This is a genomic window from Pedobacter sp. Leaf216 (assembly GCF_001421515.1).
In the GTDB taxonomy this organism is placed as follows: Bacteria; Bacteroidota; Bacteroidia; order Sphingobacteriales; family Sphingobacteriaceae; genus Pedobacter.
Window position 1 is genome coordinate 200200 of sequence record NZ_LMKM01000001.1, and the last position, 20126, is coordinate 220325.

Consider the following 20126-nt stretch of genomic DNA (forward strand, 5'->3'; position numbering starts at 1 on the left):
TTTATAACATGCATGGCACAGAAAAGCGATACGCTTGTAACCTACAATTTTGGCGGTGCAGAAGCAAAAAAGGAAAATGTTAACGTATACAAAATTAATAGGAGAGACACGTTAGCATGGGTTAAAACTACGGCTGATAAAAACTTTGTTCTGCTCAAAAAAGAGACTTTTGCTGACGAACAACTGAAAAACCATCATGGGAGTTATCAGGAATTTTTAAATGGCAAGCTTTTTATTCACGGTCATTACAGCAAAAATGCTAAAACAGGTAAATGGATAGTTTACGATTCATTGGGCAATAGAGCGCAGGAAATTCATTTCCAGAACAACAAAATTGACGGTCCATTCAAGTCATATTACGATAAGGACCACATTCAACATCAGGGCTCCTTTAATCAGGGTTTAAAAACCGGCGAATGGAAAATCTTTTATCCCAACGAACAACTGGCGGCAAAAGAGCTTTACAATGCCACAGGTGATTTAACAGACAGTATTTATTTAGACCAAAACAATCAGCCGGCTGCTAAGAAAAATATTTTAACCGAACCCATTTTTAAAGGAGGTAATGTTAAATTTTATAAATTTCTGGGCAAAACGCTTCGCTTTCCTGAGCCAAGCCTTACTGGTAAAGTAATTTGTTCGGCAACGGTAAATACTGATGGCCGATTATCCAATATCGAAATATTTTCATCACCAAACGATATGCTAAGTCAGGAAGCCATTAGGGTGCTTAAATTATCACCGCCGTGGTTTCCTGGTACATTGTTCGGCAAGCTTACTGCTATGCAAGCCAAAATCATAATCAACTTTGTAATTAATTAATCTAGGTAACGCTCAAAAATGAAAATTTTACTCACTGTTGCAATTATTTTATTTGTGGCGCATATTTCGGTTGCACAAACGGATAAATCTTTCGACAAAATTCAGGAAATATTAAGCGCAGACATCCAGACTGCAAATTTGCTTAAAGCCTCAATAAATAAAGAGATTGCTGTAAAAAACCTGATGCAAAACAGGCAATCGGACTTTCTGACTGCTGTTGATTCTATTATTGTAGAAACAAACGGCATAATTGTCAAATCAATTTCGATATATGCTCAAGATAAAAGCACGTGTAGCAAAAACACATTTTTTACGTTAATTAATCCAAAAGATAAGTCTATTTCGATAAACAAAACTTATCAAACCGAATTTAGCGCTAAAAAACCAAGTGCGAAATTTGATGGTGGCGGACAAACGTTATCCAATATTGTTGCTAATGATCACAATAATGGTTATAAACTTATTTTGAGAAAAACCAAAGTTTAGTTAGATCAAGCCCAATAATAAATATCACAATCACCTCAAATTTTATTATCTTCATTAAAACTTCATACCAATTAATCAATTTTATATCAACAAATAAACGAGTAAAACAAAAATTAAAGATTATGAAACCTCGGAGTAAAACGAAGAAGCTTCATAACAACTAAAAAAAAATCAAAGAATTATGAAAAAGTTATTGAGTTTAATCGCAATCGCAGCATTTGGTTTAACAACAGCATTTGCTCAAACACCGGCAACAGCACCAGCTAAAACTAAGATGGTTGCCAAAAAAGAAGTAAAAACTACCACAGCACCGGTTAAAGCAGGTGCAAAACAAGAGGCTAAAAAAGTAGAAACTAAAACGACTACTACAGCTGCTAAAGTAAAAGCAGATGGTACGCCAGATATGCGTTTTAAAGAAAATAAAACAAAAGCGGTAACTAAAGTTGCTGGTCCAACTAAAAAAGATGGTACAGCAGATATGCGTTATAAAGCAAACAAAGAAGCTGCTAAAAAGAATTAGGTTCAGGTTTATAATTTGAAGGGTCTCCGATTAAAATCAGAGGCCCTTTTTTGTTTTCTTACGCTTGTCATCCCGACTGAAGGCAGCGGAACGTCCGCTAAAATTATAAACTTATCGTTTCGCCAATTTCTGGCAGTAATAAGGTTTTATTTTCACGTGCAAACTTATCCAAAGCTACTTTAGTATCAATTTCAATTACAGGGAAGGTATTGTAATGCACGCCAATTACCTGATCGCAATCAAAATATTTAGTGGCAATTAAGGCATCATCAACATCCATGGTGTAATTTCCACCGATTGGTAGAATGGCATAATCCAGGTTATAAATGTCGGCAAGCACTTTCATTTCGATGGTTAATCCAGTATCACCCGCAAAATAAATCTGTTTACCATCTACCTCCAAAACAAAGCCAGCAGGGTTACCACCATAACTTCCATCAGGTAAACCAGAAGAATGTGTTGCAGGCACCATGCGTACAGTTCCCCAATCGAAGGTAAATTTGCCAAAATTCATGCCATGTACTTTTTCTATGCCCTGCTTTGCAGCCCATTCGATAACCTCCGGCATGGCAATTACCGTAGCTTGCGTTTGTTTGGCCAATTGAACCAAATCGGCTACATGGTCGGCATGGCCATGGCTCACCAAGATATAATCTGCCTCAATAGCAGTAATATCTATCTTTTTAGCAAGTGGGTTGTGTGAGATAAACGGATCGAACAATAGTTTTTTTCCAGCTGCTTCTAATAAGAAACAAGATTGGCCATAATAAGTGTATTTCATGATTTTTTTATCAAAATTTGAGTATAATTAATATTGAAAGCAAATAAAAGCTCATGATATTATTGCCCGAACATGCCGCCCAACCCGCCAAGCATATCCTGTGCAGAAGCTTGCATTTCTGCTGCACTTACCTGCTCGGCACTTGCCAAAGCTTTGTTAATTGCGGTTAGTAACAGCTCTTCCAACTCCTCTTTATCAGCACTTTTTAAAAATTCTTCATCAATAGAAACAGCAGTAATAGCTTTATTTGCTGTTGCTGTAATCTTTATTGCACCGTTTTCTACCTCGCCATATACTGATACAGTATCGAGGCGTTTTTTAATTTCTTCGGCTTTTTGTTGTGCCGCAAATAATTTATCGAACATAATGGATGTGTTTTATATTAAACTAAATTCTGCCTAAAATCGTATTCGCCTCATCAATAAAGCGATCGATTTTTTTTGTACCAATAAAATTTTTAAGGATTAAGGTAATTGCCTTGTTTTTGGCCGGAATTTCTATCTCAGCCCTAACTTCGGTACCCGAATAAATGAGATTTGTTGTTTTACGGATAATCTGGAAGCGGATCAGATCATCGAAAGGATATTCTTTTACCACACGGCCAGCAAATGTAGAACGGATTATTTTACGCTGAGTTTTATCAAAACGGATATTGGAAGTTGCTGCAAAAAGTAATGCCAAACCGATAACCGCCGGGAAATAGGTTATCAATAACCTTTTGATAGATCCTTCACTACTTAAAGCATTTGGGGTAAGTAAGATGGCAACAGTAATACCGATCAGGAATAAACCGATAATTAAACTGCCTATTTTATTGTCGCGCAGCAGGTAAACCCCACCCTCTTCTTTAAAAAATTTAAAATCGTAAATGGCCTGTTTAGGGATAAACGGGGCATTGGCAAAAACAAGTTCATCAATTTTTGGCAGTACTTCCTGTTGAAATTGAATGAGGTTGGCATTGGTGGCCTTGCTGTAACCTGAAGAAACGATTAAGCCTTTTCCGTGCCTGTTACTCTTTTTAAACAGCCTGTAATTAAAACCACTTCCCAGTATTTCATAGGCCTGAACCGAAGCAATATCATCAAAGGCAATAGATCCGGTAGGCAAAAAACCAATCTTTTTATATAATCTCCTGCTGTTGCCATCAAAGATAATTTTAGTTTCGGCTACAAAAACTAACAATAGTGGGATGAGCAGCATAAAGATATAATACCCAAAAGTTAAGCCGTATGAATAACCTTGGATAGACCTTGACAGATAGAAAATAAAAGCCGCAATAAGTACGAAAAAGATAATACCAATTATCCTCAAGTTTCTTTTAGGATAGATGGTTAACGTACTTGGTTCAATAATCCACTTAGTTTTTGCCATAAAAATTAATCTTCGTCTGAGCCTGGTAAACTTCCGTTGCCATGGTAAGCACCTTTACGGATAATCGGCATATCAAAGTGTTTGTATAAATCATCGAGATGCATTAAACTTCCGTTAGTTAGGTTGCCTAAAAACACAATAACAATGTTTTTGTTTAAATCTCTAACATAAATATGGCGGAAACCATGCCACCAGCCAGTGTGATAAACCACTTTGTCCATTTTCTCTCCATCAAACATTCTCCATCCATAACCATAGTTAAAGTGGCCATTTATAGGTTTATTATGTCCGGTATATGCAGAATCTAAACTTTTTTTACTTAATAATCTTCCATTTTTCAAATATTTATCAAATAATACCAGATCGTGCACCGTACTGTAAATACCCTTATCGCCCACTGGCCCATCTAAAAAATTCTGTGCAACAGAATACCTAAAGCTATTGCGGTCATGGCCAACCACATCTACCGGTATTTTTTCATATTCGGTGGTGCTGTATACATGGGTGTGCTTTAGCCCAGCAGGCTTAAATACATGTTCCATCATATATTGAGAATAACGCTGTCCGGTTACTTTTTCAATAATGGCTCCCAAAACCATAAAATTTGAGTTGTTATAATGAAAACGGTTGTCGGGTTTGGTATACGGATTTGGTTTACGTTCGGCAATTACATCCATAACCTCTTGGTTGGTAACGCCTTTTTTCATATTGCGTTTCTCTTTTCGCCAGATATCATCGATAAAATAAACGTAGTTCATCATACCGCTTCGGTGGGAGAGCAATAGTTTCACGGTTATCCCTTCATATGGAAAATTAGGATAAAACTTTTTTACGTTATCGTTTAGCGAAAGTTTCCCTGCTTCTACCAGTTGCATTATTGCAGTGCCTGTAAACGTTTTAGTAATCGATGCCAGCTCAAATTCTGAGTTGATATTTAAACTATCGCGGTGCAGGTAATCAGCCCAGCCTATGGCTTTTTCGTAAAGGATCTTACCATCTTTGGCCACAAGCATATTTCCGTTGAAACCGAATTTCCGGTGTAGATTATCTACAAAATCTGCAATCCATTTATCTCCCTTTTGGGGATTGTAAACCAATAAAAGGCTATCGGCTTTGTCGTCATCTTTGGTACGGATTTTCTTTTCAGCCGCCTTTTTCTCCTCGGATTTTTTGCTTGAACATGCAGTTAGTAAAGTTACAGAGAGGGCTAATGCTGAACAGATGTATCGAAAATTCATTTATATTAAGGATAGTGTATTTAAAACCCGAAAATTAAAGAATTTTAGACGGTTAAAACGAAAGAGTTTTACACATTTTCGCAATTTTGGTTATACCAGCACTCCAATAAATGACCTTTACTTCCATAAACCGGGTCGTTATCCGGATTTTTAACTTTTGCAATCTCTTCATCTGCTTCCGGCCGCTCTTCGGCTTTGCCATATTTCATGTTGTATTCGGCACCATTCGGGTATGCGCCAACAACAGTAAAATCTTCACTTGAGTTCAGCTTTTTATGTGCAACACCTGCGGGGATAATGATTACATCACCTTTATCCAGTTCAATACAAACCCCATGATCGCCACCAAACTGCACATCGGCCTTGCCGCAGAAAACGCCCATTACCTCATGTGTATTGCTATGGTAATGGTGATAATCGAAAATACCATCAACCCAGGCATTGGTATAACCATTCTGCGCAAAAACACGTTTAATTACCTCTTCGGTATCGTCAGGATGAAGCCTAAAAGTGCCTTTGTAAATCATTAATGGCAAAGTTGGGTTATTCGGGAAATTGCCGTTCTCTTCAATTTTATGCGCAACTAGGTAAGCTTCTTGTATCAATTTTTCTTTGTCCATGTTTTAGGGATGTTTTTATAGTTAACAAAGTTATTGGCAAAGGGTTTAAAGATTTGATTGCTTCATGCACATTTCTGCAATAGCCGTCATTTGTATGAAGCATCGATTAACGGGATTCATTCGACAGATTCCCGGCTAGATTGCACTTCTCTTCAAATGACGACTTTTTGAACAATTATTTACAACAAAAAACTATCCTATTTGTGGCTTTCAGCCCAGGCATCCATCTTTGCTTCAAAAACAGATAACGGCAAAGATCCATCTTTTAAAACTGCTGTATGAAAAGCTGCCAATTTAAACTTCTGACCTAATTGTTTTTCATACTTTGTTCTTAATTCCCTTATTTTCATTGCACCGGTTTTGTAACCCAAAGCCTGTGCAGGAATACCCATATAACGTTCAATTTCTGCTGTTGCACCTTCATTACTGATGGCCTCATTATCCGTCATATATTTTATGGCTTGCTCTCTGGTCATATTTTTAGTGTGAATGGCCACATCAACCACCAAGCGGATTGCCCTATGCATCTCATCACCCAATGCGCCCATGTGCTGATAAGGGTCCTGATACAAGCCCAGTTCTTTACCCAACGATTCGCAGTACAATGCCCAACCTTCTACGTAAGCATTATGCCCACCAAAACGGCGGAAGTTAGGCAGCGATTTGTTTTCCTGCGTTAAAGAAATCTGGTAATGGTGACCAGGGATTGCTTCATGAAGGAAAAGCGATTCCATTCCTGAGGTGGTATTAAAAGTTTTTGCATCTAATATAGGTACATAAAATATCCCGGGGCGTGTTCCGTCTGCCGAACCCTGATTATACTCTGCACTGGCCGATGCTGCTCTGAAAGCTTCGGTTTGGCGTATTTCGAAAGGGGTTTTAGGCTCCACATCAAACATTTTTTTCAAATTCGGCTTCATCCTTTGGTGGATATTCTCAAAAGCAGCCAAAACTTCTTCGGGTGTTTTATAAGGCATAAATTTTTTATCGGTTTTCATGTACTCGAAAAAAGCCCTTAAATCGCCTTTAAAGCCAACCAAATTTTTGATGCTGTCCATCTGCCCTTTAATCCGGGCAACTTCTTTTAAACCTGTTTGATAAATTTCCTCGGGTGTTTTGTTGGTAGTTGTTTGTTGTTTAACCAGGTAAGTATACCAGGCCAAACCACCCGGCATGGCAGAATAACCAGATGTTGCTCGGGTTTTTGGTAAATATTCATTTTGGAGATAATCACCCAGTTTTTTATAGGTGGGAATAATCACATTGGTGATGGAATTGCGATAAGCTGTGGTTAGTTTTTGTTTATCAGCCGCAGAAAAGCTACCAGGCATTAATTTAACCGGACCATAAAATAAACTTTCTTCGGGCTTTGCCACCACCATGCTTTGCATTTGAGGAATCATTTTTACCACCAATGCCTTGGGCAATACAATACCGGCAGCTGCACCTTTTTTAAAATTCCCAATTGCAGTATCTGCCCATACCGAAAAAGCATATACACGCTTTAACCAGTCTTCGTAATTTTTTACGGTTTTAAAAGGCTGTATCCCCGTACCCGAACCAAACTGACCAATGGTTAGCGGCAAAGCAAACATCTGGTTAAATGGCAGGTATTCGAAATGATACTTCAAACCCTCAAGATTGATATCCAACTGGTCTTTCAAGTAATCGAAAGATAATTTATCATTTGCATTCAGGCTTGCTCTATCATATTTACCCAAACTATCAAGGTAACGTTCGTTGTAAGATCTATATGCTTTCAAATAGGTTTGCGATCCATCATTGGCCAAAAGGTCGTTATACCTTTCATCACCAATGTAAGTTGCATTAATGGGATTCAATTTTAATCCGTCCTGATAATACTGTTCGCACATGCCGGCAAAAGCTTTATTTTCAGCACTGCTATCCAGGCTGCTTTTTTGCTTACACGCAACAAGTGCCATAATACAGGCCGCAAATAGAAATATCTTTTTCATTTAGTTTGGTTTATGGTTCTATTCAAAAATAGTAAAATATGTGGCCATTTACTAAAAGCTTTAAACGCAAAAAAAGCCATCCTGAAAGGATGGCTTTAATTATATTGTCAGCTTGAGCTGAAAATTGTAAATCGCTAACTGGTTATGCTAATAACCTGATTGGTTCTTCCAATAAACCTTTTAAAGTTTGTAAGAATTGTGCACCTGTTGCGCCATCAACCACACGGTGATCGCAACCTAAAGTCAATTTCATTACATTACCAGGAACAACAGCTCCATTTTTAACCACAGGAACTTGCTGGATAGCACCAACTGATAAAATTGCACCATCAGGTGAGTTGATAATTGAAGTAAACTCATCAATACCAAACATACCCAGGTTGGAAACTGTGAAAGTAGAACCTTCCCAATCTGCTGGCTGTAATTTTTTTGCTTTTGCTTTACCACCAAAATCTTTTACTTCTGCAGAGATGTGAGATAAAGATTTACCATCAGCAAAACGCACCACCGGAACCAATAAACCATCTTCAACAGCCATAGCCACACCAATGTTGGTATGTTCGTTAAACCTGATTTTATCGCCACCCCATGATGAATTAACCGCAGGGTGTTTTTTCAATGCAACAGCAACCGCTTTAATTACGATATCGTTGAAAGAAACTTTAACAGGAGCAACTGCATTAATAGCTGTACGTGCAGCCATTGCGTTGTCCATATCAATACTGATGGTTAAATAGAAATGTGGAGCAGTAAATAAACTCTCTGCCAAACGTTTAGCAATTACTTTACGCATTTGCGAAACCGGAGCTTCAGTAAATTTAACTTCACCAACATATTGAGGAATAACCGGTGCCGGTGCAGCAGCTTTCTCAGCAGCCGGAGCCGAAGCAGATTCTGCTTTGGCCGGAGCAGCAGATGGTTTAAAGTTTTCGATATCTTTTTTAATGATACGACCACCTTCTGCACTACCTGCAACCTGTGCTAAATCAATGCCTTTATCTTTAGCAATTTTCTTTGCCAAAGGAGATGCTTTAACACGACTATCAGATGAACTTTCTGCAACCGGGGCAGATGTATTTGCATCAGCAGCTGTAGCTTGTTTTTCTTCTTTAGGTGCTTCAGCACTTTCAGCTTTGGGAGCCGGGGCAGAACCACCAGCCAAAATTCCGCTTACGTCAGTTCCTTCCGGACCAACAATAGCGATAATTCCGTTTACTTTCGCAGCAGCACCTTTTTCTACACCAATGTGCAATAAAGTTCCGGTTGCGTAGCCCATTACTTCCATAGTTGCCTTATCGGTTTCTACATCAGCAAGAACATCATCATCTTTTACTTTATCGCCAACTTTTTTATGCCATTCGGCAATTACGCCTTCTGTCATGGTATCGCTTAATAAAGGCATACGGATTACCGTTACACCTTTAGCAGCCAATTCTTCTTCAGTTAAACCACCACCTTGTGCAGGCGCAGCTTCTTCTTTTTTCTCTTCAGCTTTTGGAGCATCAGTACTTTCGGCCTTCGGTGCTTCAGCACCTTTTTCAGCTTCCAAAGCAGCTTTATAATCTTCGCCTTCTTTACCGATAACGGCCATAATGGCATCAACAGGTACAGATGATCCTTCTTCTACACCTATGTATAAAAGCGTGCCATCCCAATATGATTCCATGTCCATTGTTGCTTTATCAGTTTCTACTTCTGCTAAAACATCGCCGCTTTTCACTTTATCGCCCACTTTTTTGTGCCACTTCGCCAAAACCCCTTCGGTCATGGTGTCGCTCATCTTGGGCATTTTAATTACATCAGCCATTATATCTAATTAATTGAAATCTAAATATTGTTAGTCCATTACATAAGGGTAGTCCTGTTGCATATATACATCTTTGTATAATTCAGATGCATCAGGCCAAGGAGAGTCTTCAGCAAATTTCACTGCCTGATCTACAGTTGCTTTCACTTTAGCTTCTACTTCTTCAATCCAGGCCTGATCTGCATACTTTTCTTTAAGAATAGTTTCTCTTGCATGCTCAACCGGATCTTTTGCTTTATAATCTTCTAATTCTTCTTTGGTACGGTATTTTGCCGGATCAGACATTGAGTGACCACGGTAACGGTAAGTTCTCATTTCTAAGAAAGTAGGTCCTTCACCTTTACGTGCACGTTGAATTGCTTCATCCATTGCGTTATGAACCGCAACAGGATCCATACCATCAACCGGTGCACATGGCATATCAAAACCTAAACCTATTTTATAAATATCGGTCATGTTGGTGGTACGCTGTACTGAGGTACCCATTGCATAACCATTGTTTTCGCAAACAAAAACAACAGGCAATTTCCAAAGCATGGCCATGTTAAATGTTTCGTTTAATGCACCTTGACGCACCGCGCCATCGCCCATGTAACAAATATTAACATTGTCGGTTCCTTTATATTTTTCTGCAAAAGCAACACCAGCACCTAATGGAATCTGACCGCCAACAATTGCATGACCACCATAAAAGTTATGTTCTTTACTGAACATGTGCATCGAACCACCTTTACCTTTAGAGCAACCTGTAGCTTTACCGTACATTTCTGCCATAATACTATCGGCACTAACTCCTAAAGCTAAGGCATGGGCATGATCACGGTAAGTTGTAATCATTGAATCACCTTTTTGCATTGCAGATATTGCACCTGCAACTACAGCTTCTTGTCCAATGTATAAATGACAAAAGCCACGTATTTTTTGTTGTCCGTATAACTGGCCAGTTTTTTCTTCGAATTTGCGCATAAGCAACATCGACTCAAACCACTTTAACCAGGTATCTTTATTTATTTCTACTGCACTCATTTTAGGATATTTGTTTTTTGCGACAGCAAATCTAATTTTTTTATTGTAATTTTTGGCACTTTCTAGTGTAAAAACATCATAGTATCAGGGTTAAAATCAGATTTAACAGTTGTTTTACAATTAAATGCAACAACCAACAGGACTTTTCAATTTTTCGGCGGTTTTAGTACGATTTCCTATAATTAAATCAACACCCTTTATCATAATACGGAATCAAATTACTATAAAATATAATTTTGTTTAAATAAGGATTTACATAATTTAAAAAACAATAATTTAATCTCGAACCGAAATTTAACAGGAGAACGGTATGGGAAAAAAAGTCCCTCCTGTGCTTAAATATTTTTTAAAAAAACGTGGATAAAAAATAAAAATGTTAATAACTTTCACTTTTTACAAGATTACATTTGGATAACATTTGTATAATCAATACTTTTGACAACCAACAATAAGCCCATGTGGTGTACGTTAATGTGTAAGTGAATACCCAAACATAACTGTATAACATGATTAAAAAATTTTTGTTTTCAACCTTAATCGCTATCTGCACGCTCTCAACCGCATTTGCGCAAACAAAAACAAAAGAATCTGGTAAAGACCTGAACGATCCCGACAATCTTGCTTCGCAATATTTCTCACAGGTGATGGGTGTAGCAGTAGATGCAACTTCGAATTTAAAACTATATAAGTTTATATACGAATGGATCGGAACGCCATATAGTTATGGTGGAAACAGTAAAAGAGGCATTGATTGCTCGGCTTTTACCAAAGCGATTTACGACAAAGTTTTCAACACAACGATCAGAAGAAATTCGCGCGATATTTTCAGCATGGTAGATCCATTGTCTAAAGAAGATTTGAAAGAAGGTGATTTGGTTTTCTTCAAAATAAAAAGCAGAAGTATTTCTCATGTAGGAATTTACCTAGGCGATAATAGATTTGCTCACGCATCAAGTTCTCGCGGTGTGGTAATCAGTAACCTGAACGAACCTTATTACAGCCGTTACTTTTACAAAGGCGGTCGTGTTTTAGAATCGTTCAAGAAAGAATTTGAAGTAGAATAGACCAATATATAGTTGACGGTTTTTAGTCAACAGTTTAAAACATACACAATCCTCCTAAAGAAATTTTGGAGGATTTTTTTATACCGCTTAAATCAATAATGAAGTTCTTCAATACACTAATGATATCCGCTATTGCACTGATTATTTTGATTAGTTGCACCAGTAATAATGCCCAGATTACCACTACAGTTGCCAAAAAGGATACCGTAATCAGAAAAATAAAAGATACGATATCCATTACTGCTGTAGGCGATATTATGCTTGGCTCAGCATTTCCTTCAAAAACAAATTTGCCACCCGATGACGCTTTAAATAGTTTTGATGCGGTAGATAGCCTGTTAAAAGGTGATATCGTTTTCGGGAACCTTGAAGGTTGTTTCCTTAATTCTGGCAACTCTAATAAATGTAATGGCATCAACCCTAACAACTGTTACGCATTTAGAATGCCTGAACGGTATGCAGGAATTTACAAAAGTGCAGGCTTTAATGTTTTAAGCATAGCAAACAACCATGTTGGCGACTTTGATGCGAAAGGACGTAAAAACACCGCAAGAATTTTGGATTCGTTACAGATTCATTATGCGGGTCAAGTAAACAAACCATTCGAAATTTTTGAAAAGGATAGTGTAAAATATGCTTTCTGTGCATTTGCACCAAATGAAAATACCGTTTCTATTAATAAGATAGATAGTGCCAAAGCTTTAGTAACCCGTTTAAAAAAGATGGCCGATATTGTAATCGTTTCTTTTCACGGCGGGGGCGAAGGTGCCAGGTTTGAGCATGTGCCGCGCAAAAATGAGATTTTTTACAATGAAAACAGAGGCAATGTATATGCGTTTGCACATGCCGTTATAGATGCCGGTGCAGATGTAGTACTAGGCCATGGCCCACATGTAACCCGTGCGGTTGAAGTATATAAAAATAAATTTATTGCTTACAGTTTGGGTAATTTTTGCACTTATGGCATGTTCAGCCTAAAAGGAAATAATGGCATTGCTCCTTTGCTACAGCTTAAAATAAACGCTAAAGGAGATTTTCTTTTTGCGGATATCGTTTCGGTTAAACAGGATAAAATCAACCGTTTGACATTGGATGATAATTATGGTGCCTTTAAAAGGATTAAAGAATTAACGGATATTGATTTCATTGGCCATCAGCTAAAATTTGCTGATAACAGGATTAGCTTAAAAGATTAATCTTCTAAGACATCAATCTCAATTTATTTAAGAATATTTGCGCCATGAAAACCGGATTAATCATTCATTATATCATAGGTATTGCAGCTGCACTTTTGGTGTTGGCAGCAGCTTATTACATCAATCAGAATCCTAAGAACTTATTATCGGCAGGTATTATTATTTTAGCGGGGTGCCTCGTAGCTTTTAGTCAATACCAGATTATTAAGCAAAAAAAGAAACAGAAGTGATTCACTTAATTTAGCGAACAAAATGCTGCTTAAAAATAAAAGTAATTTGGGATAACCTCAGAGCACCTTCGACACTCCTCCAGCTATCCCAAAAATAAGACAAAAACAATAGCTTAGCTTTCGTCTTTAGTGTTTTTCACCAGACCAATGCCTGATACGAAGAATATCAATCCGATGATTCCATAAACCATCAAACCTCTTGAGTTTTGATTGTGGTTTACAAAACCATACCCTGCGTATATTAGGCCTATTATTCCTAATATAGTTAATACGGTTCCAAAAGTGCGTTTTACATTCATGAGGTTACTTTTTAATATGACTAATACAAAATAACTTTGCTTTTGTTTTAAATCGATCAAAAAAGTGCTTGTGTTGTAAATGCAATTTGCCTGTAAGTTATCTCTTCCAGAAATTTTATAAAAACAGTAAATACCTATCATAGAGAATATTACAAAAAAAGCCGTCATCCCGACTGAAGCATAGCAAAATGGAGAGATCAATATATTCAGATTTCCCGACTGCGTAAACTCCGCTCGAAATGACGATTCTATAATTTAATTTTAATCAATTGCTTACCAAACACCCAAGCGGTCTGCAGGTGCAACATACATTTTTGCCGTAACAGGTATATTGAATGCTTTGTAAAACGCCTCCATATTGTAAACCGGGCCATTTACCCGGAACATTTCTGGGCTATGCGGATCCGTTTTTATCCTTACACGCATACTTTCATCACGGGTTTTCATTCTCCATACCTGGGCAAAACTTAAAAAGAAACGTTGATCTGGCGTAAAACCATCAATCTTTTTATCGCCTTTTCCCTGCTTAGTTAATTTAAATGCATCATAAGCGATGTTCAATCCACCAATATCGGCAAGGTTTTCGCCTAAAGTTAATGAACCATTAACGTGCTGATTATCCAGCAAAGTGAAGTTGTTGTAAAATGTTTCAACCTTACCCACTTTAGCTTTAAATTTATCTGCATCAGCTTTGGTCCACCATTCTTTTAAATTGCCTACAGCATCATACTGGCGGCCCTGATCATCAAAACCATGTGTCATTTCATGTCCGATTACCGCACCAATAGCACCATAGTTTATTGCATCATCAGCCGCGAAATCAAAGAAAGGAAACTGCAAAATTCCCGCAGGGAATACAATTTCGTTAAATGAAGGATTATAATAGGCATTCACTGTAGGCGGAGTTATTCCCCACTCCGTTTTATCAACTTTTTTGCCCAGCTTATCCATCATTTCTTTATAGCCGTGCTTATTTGCTGATTGGAGGTTTGCATAATACGTATTTTTGGAAACCTCTACATCATCATATTTTTTCCATTTATCCGGATAGCCGATTTTTTTAATAAATGCATTTAATTTCTCCAAAGCTTTCTTTTTAGTTTCCGGGGTCATCCAATCCACTTTCTGAATCCGTTCTGCATATACCTTTTGTAAGTTATTTACCAAAGTCAACATGCGTTCTTTCGCTTCCGGTTTAAAGTACTTTTCGGCATACAATTGACCTAAAAGTTCGCCTAAACTATTGTCTGTAGCGTTTACAATGGATTTCCACCTTTCTGTTAGTGCCTGCTGACCATACAGCGTTTTGGAGAAGAAATTGAATTTAGCCGTTCTGAATTTTTTGGTAAAAGCATTGGCCGATCGGTTTAAGGCATCAAATTTTAGCTTTTCTTTCCAAATCTCAATAGGTTGGCTTTTTACCAGGCCCGATAAAGTTTGATAATATTTCGGCTGTCTAACAATAATCGTATCAGTAGTTGCGCCTAATTTATTCAACACAGATTTCCACTCAATATTCGGTGTTTGTTTCTGGAAATCGGCCACTGTCATTTTGTTATAGTTTTTCTGTGGATCGCGTAGTTGAACAGGTGTTGAATGCGATTGTGCAATGGCAGTTTCTAACTTTAAAATGTTATCTGCATACTTTGCTGCATTTATTGAATCGCCTGCAAGACTAAAAATCTTTGTGATGTATTTAATATACTCTGCTCTTATTTTTTTTGCTTTATCATCCTGATCAAGGTAATAGCTCCGATCGGGTAAGGTAAGGCCTGCCTGTGAAAATGCCAGCGCATTTATGGTACTCAGTTTATCGTCGGGCTCTACACTAAAACTTAGCAAATCACCTTCGCCATTTTTATAACCATCAGCCACAAAGTTGATTAAATCTTTATCATTTTTAATCCCGTCAATTTTCGAAAGTAAAGGTTTTATAGGTTCGATACCTAATTTTTCGATGGTAAGTGTATCCATTCCACTCGCATAAAAATCGCCAACTTTTTGCTCGGCACTTCCCCTAGCACCATCTGATTTTGACGCGCTTTCAAGAATCTTATCCAGGTTTTTAAGGTTATCATTATACAAAACATAAAAAGAGCCCCAGCCTGTTTCTGTTTTCGGAATTTCGGTGTTTTTAATCCATTTGCCATTTGCATACAGGAAAAAATTATCACCTGGCTTAACTGTGGTATCCATACCTGTTTTATCGAAAAATTCGGTACGCGCAGTTATCGTTTCGGTTTCCTGATGTTTCTTATTCTGACAAGCAGCAAACAACAAAATGCTGGCCGCCGGAAGAATTAATTTAGTTTTCATTGTTTATGAATTAGTTAGAAAAACTTAAAGCTACTAAATGCCTGATGTAGTTTGCATGAATTTTTTATAACTTCATAAAAAAATCTAATTATGCAATACACCATTTACATTGTAGTTATAGTAGCTTTTATTATTCTACTCAGCTCGTTTGTTACTGTTAAACAAGGAACCATTGCCGTGGTAACGGTTTTCGGTAAATACCGCCGTCAGTTAAGGCCTGGGCTAAACTTTAAAATTCCGTTGATAGAACAGATTTATTCGCGTATTTCGATTCAAAACCGTTCGGTAGAACTTTCATTCCAGGCGGTAACGCAAGATCAGGCCAATGTATATTTTAAAGCCATGCTTTTATATTCTGTGGTAAACCAGGATGAAGAAACCATCAAAAATGTAGCCTTTAAATTCGTAGATGCCACTAACCTTATGCAAGCGTTGATCAGAACCATCGAAGGTTCGATCAGGGCATATGTAGCTACACAAAAACAAGCCAACGTATTGGCTCAGCGTAATGAAATTGTACTGCATGTTAAGGAACAGATAGACCAGGTACTGGATGGCTGGGGTTATCACCTTCAGGATCTTCAGTTGAATGATATTACCTTTGATGAAGAAATTATGCGCTCAATGAGCCGTGTAGTGGCTTCAAACAACCTTAAAGCTGCCGCAGAAAATGAAGGTCAGGCTTTGTTGATTACCAAAACTAAAGCTGCAGAAGCTGATGGTAATGCCATTAAAATTGCAGCAACAGCAGAGCGTGAGGCTGCGCAATTGCGCGGACAAGGTATTGCTTTATTCAGAGCTGAGGTTGCCCATGGTATGAGCAAAGCTGCACAGGAAATGGAACAGGCTAACCTGGATATTTCGGTAATTTTATTTACCATGTGGACGGAATCGATCAAACACTTTGCAGAAAATGGGGATGGTAATGTAATCTTTTTAGATGGGAGTGCCGATGGGATGAATAAAACCATGAAAGAAATGATGGCGATGCAATTGAATAAACAAACTGAACCATCTTCAAAGAAAGCCTAGCTTATTTTGAAGTGCAGTAGGATGTTAGCATTAGACAGTTAACCATATTAAATTGCTATATCGGATAAGAATATCCGAAATCACAATAATTTAGACCTCGGAGTTCTGTTGGGCCAGGTGCCAATGAAACCTCCGAAGTATTTGTAAAAAATAAAAGGCCGCTTTTAGCAAAAAACTAAAGCGGCCTTTTTGGTTAAAGATATTTCTGATTAATTATTCTTAGGCATTAAACCTAAGTTCATTACATAATTACCTGATTGTTGCATAAAATCGCCCATAACTTTTAACGATTCATCTTCGATAAAATCGTAAGCATCCTGTTTGGTAATTTTATCTCCTTTTTTAATTGCAGGCAATCCGCGTAATGCTCTTAATTCATTTTGTCTGGTAAGTGTTTTCGATTCCTGAGCTTCACGTTCAGCTTTAAGCTTAGCCTCATTTAACGTTACAGAAACCTCAGCATCGCGTTTTTTAAGATCGGCGATATCTTGTTTCAGGTATTTAAAATCCAATGAATTTGCAACACGTTGCTCACTGTTCTTCATCAACTGTGCCTTAACGGTTGTTAAGTTTGCAACTGCTTTAAAGTTAGAACTTGGAATAACATCCCAAGGCAATGCAGATGGCTCAGTATCTTCACCAATTTTATCCATCGGATAGATAGAAGGGAAAACAACATCAGGCGTTACACCTTTGTGTTGGGTACTGCTTCCGGCCACACGGTAAAATTTAGCCATGGTTAAGTTAATCTGACCTAAATTAATATCAGCAGGGCTTGTGCCGTTTGGCGAAGTACCTACCGTTTTATCTTTAGAAACCAAACCGGCAACTCTCTGTAACATGCTTGGGTTTACCAATTTATTTAAATCGATAGAAGATTGAACAGTACCTTTACCATAGGTTTGGCTTCCCATAATAATACCACGTCCGTAATCTTGTATTGCCCCTGCAAAAATTTCTGACGCTGATGCACTCAGGCGGTCTACCATTACGCCAAAAGGACCATCCCATGCTACACCACTATTTTCGTCTTCATCTACTTCAATTTTACCACGTAAATCTTTTACCTGAACAACCGGGCCTTTATCAATAAACAAACCTGTTAATGAAATGGCCTCTACTAAAGAACCACCTCCATTACCGCGTAAATCCAATACAATCGCATTTACTTTATCATATGTTTTTAATGAATCGATCAGTTTTCTTACATCACGTGTGGTACTTTTATAATTTTTATCACCAGCATTTGCTGCTTTAAAATCAGCGTAGAATGCGGGCAGCGTAATTATTCCGATCTTAATGTCTTTACCGTTGCTGTTGATCGTTTTAACTTTTTTCTTGGCAGAGGTTTCTTCCAAAATAATTTTATCGCGAACCAATTCAATTATGACTGGTTTTGATGACATTTCTTTACCTACCGGAATAACTTTTAAGCGGACTTTTGTGCCTTTAGGACCTTTAATTTTAGTTACCGTATTGTCTAATCTCCAGCCCACAACATCAACAAATTCACCATCGCCTTGCGCTACAGCAATAATCCTGTCGCCTGCACTTAATTGTTTGCCTTTAAAAGCGGGTCCGCCGGCAATAATTTCCGAGATTTTAACCACTTCATTTTCCAATTGTAAACGGGCACCAATACCTTCAAATGAGCGCGACATATCCTCGTTAAAGGCAACCGCATTGCTAGGGTTAAAATAGTTGGTATGCGGATCGATTGATTCGGTAAATGCATCCATCAAAATCTGGAAAACATCCTGATTGTTTGTTTTTGAAGTTTGAGATTGCAGGTTTTGATAACGTTTTGTTAATGTTTCTACATTCTTGGCTTCAGCTGTTCCTGCTAGGTTTAAATTGATCAGTTCATATTTAACACGTTTTTTCCAGGTATCATTTAAAGCTGTTGAAGAAACTGCCCAAGGCATTTTCTCCCTGTCGTAAACATAGGTATCGGTTTGATTGAAATCGAATTTGGTTTTGATCTGCGCTAAAGAGTAGCTAAAATATTCGTTTAACCTTTTAGCATAAACATTATAGATGAAAAACGGACCACTTAAATCGCCATTTTTAAAATCATCATCAAGTGTATACCTATACTTTTCAAATTCCTTGATATCCGATGCTAAGAAATAATTCTTTCCCTGGTCTAAAGATTTAATGTACTTATCTAAAATAATAGAAGATATGGAATCATTAATCTGAATTTTTTTGTAATTATAGCTTTCAATCAGGTTTACAACCTCCTTAATAACCAATTGTTGTTGCTCATCAGGTTTTACATTGGTAACACCCTCAACCATGGGCTGAGTTTTAGGTGCAGCATGACAAGCAAGTACTGCCGCAGTAAAAATTACAAAAAATATTCTCTTTAACATCTCTTTAAATGATTTAAAATCCATTTCCAATTCTATATAGCCAATATGATACCATTTTAGCAAAAAAACAAAAAAGAGACAGCATTATTACCGTCTCTTGTTAAAACTTTATCAAATCTAACTAAAAGCTTTTTATTTAACAATTTCTATAGGAGAACGTTGAGCCTTATTTTTTGTTTTAAAAGGGAACTGATTTTGACTAATTAAAGACGCAAAAAGATCAGCTATGAGGAAGAAGAGAGGGTTTAAATGCTTAAACTAGCTTGGATTTACTTTTTTGCTTGTTGTTTTACTTGCAATTACTTCTCTTGCATCTTTAATCTGTGATTTATATTGAGAAGTTTTAATTGAATTGGCAATCCATTCTGCTGATTTAAGATCGCGGAGGGCAAGTGTGAAATCCTTCTTTTTGATTTTTACCTGAACAATCCCTAAAATAGATTCGATGTATGCGTTATTATTTTTGGATTGTTTTGCAAGGATACCCTGTTGAGTATAAAACCACATAGACTGCGTGTATTTGGTATTTGCCAGATAAACTTTACCCAATAGGCTATAAGTATTCATTACACCCGCTCTATTGCCTGTTTTAGAATAGTTTTTTAGCGCAACGTTTAAAAGAATCTGTTCTGCATCACTAAAACGGCCCAACTGATAATGCATGCTGCTCATTTTGATAATGGCCTGGCCGTACCTGTTGAAGTTTTTTACAGCATTATATTCGAAAGCGGCTTTTCCGAATAAGGTAAGGGCTTCGTTAAAATCTCCTTTTCGCTCTAAATCTTCTGCTTCCTCAAAAAAAGAATTTCCGTCTTCCAAATCAAATTTAGATACCGCAATATTAATAGCGCTACCTCCATTTGGTTCCTGGATTTCAGTTTTATCTATGTTTTGAGCTTGTAATTGTAATGATGCGAAAAGGCCAATCAAAGCCAATACAATCTTGGTCATGCAACAAAAATAATAC

Annotated in this window: 19 protein-coding genes; 7 read left to right on the plus strand and 12 right to left on the minus strand. The window is 37.4% G+C overall.

What is annotated here, in order from left to right:
- The first annotated feature begins 12 nt into the window (after positions 1 to 12).
- The 3 genes from ASE74_RS00870 to ASE74_RS00880 all read left to right on the plus strand — a co-directional run bounded on the left by ASE74_RS00870 (position 13) and on the right by ASE74_RS00880 (position 1828).
- Positions 13 to 822 carry an energy transducer TonB gene (locus ASE74_RS00870; RefSeq protein WP_055902958.1) on the plus strand — a complete coding sequence of 270 codons (810 nt, stop codon included), beginning with the start codon at positions 13 to 15 and terminating at the stop codon, positions 820 to 822.
- An 18-nt stretch (positions 823 to 840) separates the two neighbouring features.
- Positions 841 to 1308 carry a hypothetical protein gene (locus ASE74_RS00875; RefSeq protein ID WP_055902960.1) on the plus strand — a complete coding sequence of 156 codons (468 nt, stop codon included), beginning with the start codon at positions 841 to 843 and terminating at the stop codon, positions 1306 to 1308.
- A 181-nt stretch (positions 1309 to 1489) separates the two neighbouring features.
- Positions 1490 to 1828 carry a hypothetical protein gene (locus ASE74_RS00880; protein WP_055902963.1) on the plus strand — a complete coding sequence of 113 codons (339 nt, stop codon included), beginning with the start codon at positions 1490 to 1492 and terminating at the stop codon, positions 1826 to 1828.
- A gap of 103 nt (positions 1829 to 1931) precedes the next feature.
- On the opposite strand, the gene ASE74_RS00885 is transcribed toward ASE74_RS00880, so the two are convergent.
- The 8 genes from ASE74_RS00885 to pdhA form a co-directional block, all read right to left on the minus strand.
- Positions 1932 to 2609 (minus strand): metal-dependent hydrolase, encoded by a 678-nt coding sequence (locus tag ASE74_RS00885; protein WP_055902966.1) that lies wholly within the window; start codon positions 2607 to 2609, stop codon positions 1932 to 1934.
- Between the two features lie 59 nt (positions 2610 to 2668).
- Complete coding sequence (locus ASE74_RS00890) at positions 2669 to 2974, minus strand: YbaB/EbfC family nucleoid-associated protein (protein ID WP_055902969.1); 306 nt, start codon at positions 2972 to 2974, stop codon at positions 2669 to 2671.
- 22 nt (positions 2975 to 2996) lie between these two features.
- Positions 2997 to 3980 carry a hypothetical protein gene (locus tag ASE74_RS00895; RefSeq protein ID WP_055902971.1) on the minus strand — a complete coding sequence of 328 codons (984 nt, stop codon included), beginning with the start codon at positions 3978 to 3980 and terminating at the stop codon, positions 2997 to 2999.
- A gap of 5 nt (positions 3981 to 3985) precedes the next feature.
- Positions 3986 to 5218, minus strand: a complete 1233-nt coding sequence (locus ASE74_RS00900) for a serine hydrolase (RefSeq protein ID WP_055902973.1) — start codon at positions 5216 to 5218, stop codon at positions 3986 to 3988.
- A 68-nt stretch (positions 5219 to 5286) separates the two neighbouring features.
- Positions 5287 to 5838, minus strand: coding sequence for a cupin domain-containing protein (locus ASE74_RS00905; protein ID WP_055902976.1), 552 nt, complete (start codon positions 5836 to 5838; stop codon positions 5287 to 5289).
- A gap of 197 nt (positions 5839 to 6035) precedes the next feature.
- A complete protein-coding gene (locus ASE74_RS00910) occupies positions 6036 to 7814 on the minus strand; it encodes a DUF885 family protein (RefSeq protein ID WP_055902978.1) in 1779 nt (592 codons plus the stop codon).
- 142 nt (positions 7815 to 7956) lie between these two features.
- Complete coding sequence (locus ASE74_RS00915) at positions 7957 to 9621, minus strand: dihydrolipoamide acetyltransferase family protein (protein ID WP_055902980.1); 1665 nt, start codon at positions 9619 to 9621, stop codon at positions 7957 to 7959.
- Positions 9622 to 9651: 30 nt separating this feature from the next.
- Positions 9652 to 10647, minus strand: a complete 996-nt coding sequence (pdhA, locus tag ASE74_RS00920) for a pyruvate dehydrogenase (acetyl-transferring) E1 component subunit alpha (RefSeq protein WP_055902982.1) — start codon at positions 10645 to 10647, stop codon at positions 9652 to 9654.
- A 506-nt stretch (positions 10648 to 11153) separates the two neighbouring features.
- Here pdhA and ASE74_RS00925 point away from each other — a divergent pair.
- The 3 genes from ASE74_RS00925 to ASE74_RS00935 all read left to right on the plus strand — a co-directional run bounded on the left by ASE74_RS00925 (position 11154) and on the right by ASE74_RS00935 (position 13137).
- Positions 11154 to 11711 (plus strand): C40 family peptidase, encoded by a 558-nt coding sequence (locus tag ASE74_RS00925; RefSeq protein WP_055902984.1) that lies wholly within the window; start codon positions 11154 to 11156, stop codon positions 11709 to 11711.
- Positions 11712 to 11809: 98 nt separating this feature from the next.
- Positions 11810 to 12907, plus strand: coding sequence for a CapA family protein (locus tag ASE74_RS00930; RefSeq protein WP_055902986.1), 1098 nt, complete (start codon positions 11810 to 11812; stop codon positions 12905 to 12907).
- Positions 12908 to 12951: 44 nt separating this feature from the next.
- Positions 12952 to 13137 carry a hypothetical protein gene (locus tag ASE74_RS00935; RefSeq protein WP_055902988.1) on the plus strand — a complete coding sequence of 62 codons (186 nt, stop codon included), beginning with the start codon at positions 12952 to 12954 and terminating at the stop codon, positions 13135 to 13137.
- A gap of 113 nt (positions 13138 to 13250) precedes the next feature.
- Here the strand turns inward: ASE74_RS00935 and ASE74_RS00940 are convergent, their stop codons facing one another.
- Together ASE74_RS00940 and ASE74_RS00945 are read right to left on the minus strand one after the other, a co-directional pair.
- Positions 13251 to 13436 (minus strand): hypothetical protein, encoded by a 186-nt coding sequence (locus ASE74_RS00940; RefSeq protein ID WP_055903108.1) that lies wholly within the window; start codon positions 13434 to 13436, stop codon positions 13251 to 13253.
- A gap of 273 nt (positions 13437 to 13709) precedes the next feature.
- Positions 13710 to 15752, minus strand: coding sequence for a M13 family metallopeptidase (locus tag ASE74_RS00945; protein WP_055902990.1), 2043 nt, complete (start codon positions 15750 to 15752; stop codon positions 13710 to 13712).
- 90 nt (positions 15753 to 15842) lie between these two features.
- Between ASE74_RS00945 and ASE74_RS00950 the strand changes: the two genes are divergently transcribed.
- The gene (locus ASE74_RS00950) at positions 15843 to 16784 is read left to right on the plus strand and encodes an SPFH domain-containing protein (RefSeq protein WP_055902995.1); all 942 of its coding nucleotides are present in this window, start codon (positions 15843 to 15845) and stop codon (positions 16782 to 16784) included.
- Positions 16785 to 16993: 209 nt separating this feature from the next.
- Here the strand turns inward: ASE74_RS00950 and ASE74_RS00955 are convergent, their stop codons facing one another.
- Both ASE74_RS00955 and ASE74_RS00960 read right to left on the minus strand, forming a co-directional pair.
- Positions 16994 to 19159, minus strand: a complete 2166-nt coding sequence (locus tag ASE74_RS00955; protein WP_235525978.1) for a carboxy terminal-processing peptidase — start codon at positions 19157 to 19159, stop codon at positions 16994 to 16996.
- Between the two features lie 258 nt (positions 19160 to 19417).
- Complete coding sequence (locus tag ASE74_RS00960; protein ID WP_055903001.1) at positions 19418 to 20110, minus strand: hypothetical protein; 693 nt, start codon at positions 20108 to 20110, stop codon at positions 19418 to 19420.
- Positions 20111 to 20126: the final 16 nt, after the last annotated feature.

Bases quoted from the DNA above. Each gene is read 5' to 3' on its own strand.
- ASE74_RS00870 (WP_055902958.1), top strand. From the start codon at position 13: ATGGCACAGAAAAGCGATACGCTTGTAACCTACAATTTTGGCGGTGCA.
- ASE74_RS00875 (WP_055902960.1), top strand. From the start codon at position 841: ATGAAAATTTTACTCACTGTTGCAATTATTTTATTTGTGGCGCATATT.
- ASE74_RS00880 (WP_055902963.1), top strand. From the start codon at position 1,490: ATGAAAAAGTTATTGAGTTTAATCGCAATCGCAGCATTTGGTTTAACA.
- ASE74_RS00885 (WP_055902966.1), bottom strand. From the start codon at position 2,609: ATGAAATACACTTATTATGGCCAATCTTGTTTCTTATTAGAAGCAGCT.
- ASE74_RS00890 (WP_055902969.1), bottom strand. From the start codon at position 2,974: ATGTTCGATAAATTATTTGCGGCACAACAAAAAGCCGAAGAAATTAAA.
- ASE74_RS00895 (WP_055902971.1), bottom strand. From the start codon at position 3,980: ATGGCAAAAACTAAGTGGATTATTGAACCAAGTACGTTAACCATCTAT.
- ASE74_RS00900 (WP_055902973.1), bottom strand. From the start codon at position 5,218: ATGAATTTTCGATACATCTGTTCAGCATTAGCCCTCTCTGTAACTTTA.
- ASE74_RS00905 (WP_055902976.1), bottom strand. From the start codon at position 5,838: ATGGACAAAGAAAAATTGATACAAGAAGCTTACCTAGTTGCGCATAAA.
- ASE74_RS00910 (WP_055902978.1), bottom strand. From the start codon at position 7,814: ATGAAAAAGATATTTCTATTTGCGGCCTGTATTATGGCACTTGTTGCG.
- ASE74_RS00915 (WP_055902980.1), bottom strand. From the start codon at position 9,621: ATGGCTGATGTAATTAAAATGCCCAAGATGAGCGACACCATGACCGAA.
- pdhA (WP_055902982.1), bottom strand. From the start codon at position 10,647: ATGAGTGCAGTAGAAATAAATAAAGATACCTGGTTAAAGTGGTTTGAG.
- ASE74_RS00925 (WP_055902984.1), top strand. From the start codon at position 11,154: ATGATTAAAAAATTTTTGTTTTCAACCTTAATCGCTATCTGCACGCTC.
- ASE74_RS00930 (WP_055902986.1), top strand. From the start codon at position 11,810: ATGAAGTTCTTCAATACACTAATGATATCCGCTATTGCACTGATTATT.
- ASE74_RS00935 (WP_055902988.1), top strand. From the start codon at position 12,952: ATGAAAACCGGATTAATCATTCATTATATCATAGGTATTGCAGCTGCA.
- ASE74_RS00940 (WP_055903108.1), bottom strand. From the start codon at position 13,436: ATGAATGTAAAACGCACTTTTGGAACCGTATTAACTATATTAGGAATA.
- ASE74_RS00945 (WP_055902990.1), bottom strand. From the start codon at position 15,752: ATGAAAACTAAATTAATTCTTCCGGCGGCCAGCATTTTGTTGTTTGCT.
- ASE74_RS00950 (WP_055902995.1), top strand. From the start codon at position 15,843: ATGCAATACACCATTTACATTGTAGTTATAGTAGCTTTTATTATTCTA.
- ASE74_RS00955 (WP_235525978.1), bottom strand. From the start codon at position 19,159: ATGTTAAAGAGAATATTTTTTGTAATTTTTACTGCGGCAGTACTTGCT.
- ASE74_RS00960 (WP_055903001.1), bottom strand. From the start codon at position 20,110: ATGACCAAGATTGTATTGGCTTTGATTGGCCTTTTCGCATCATTACAA.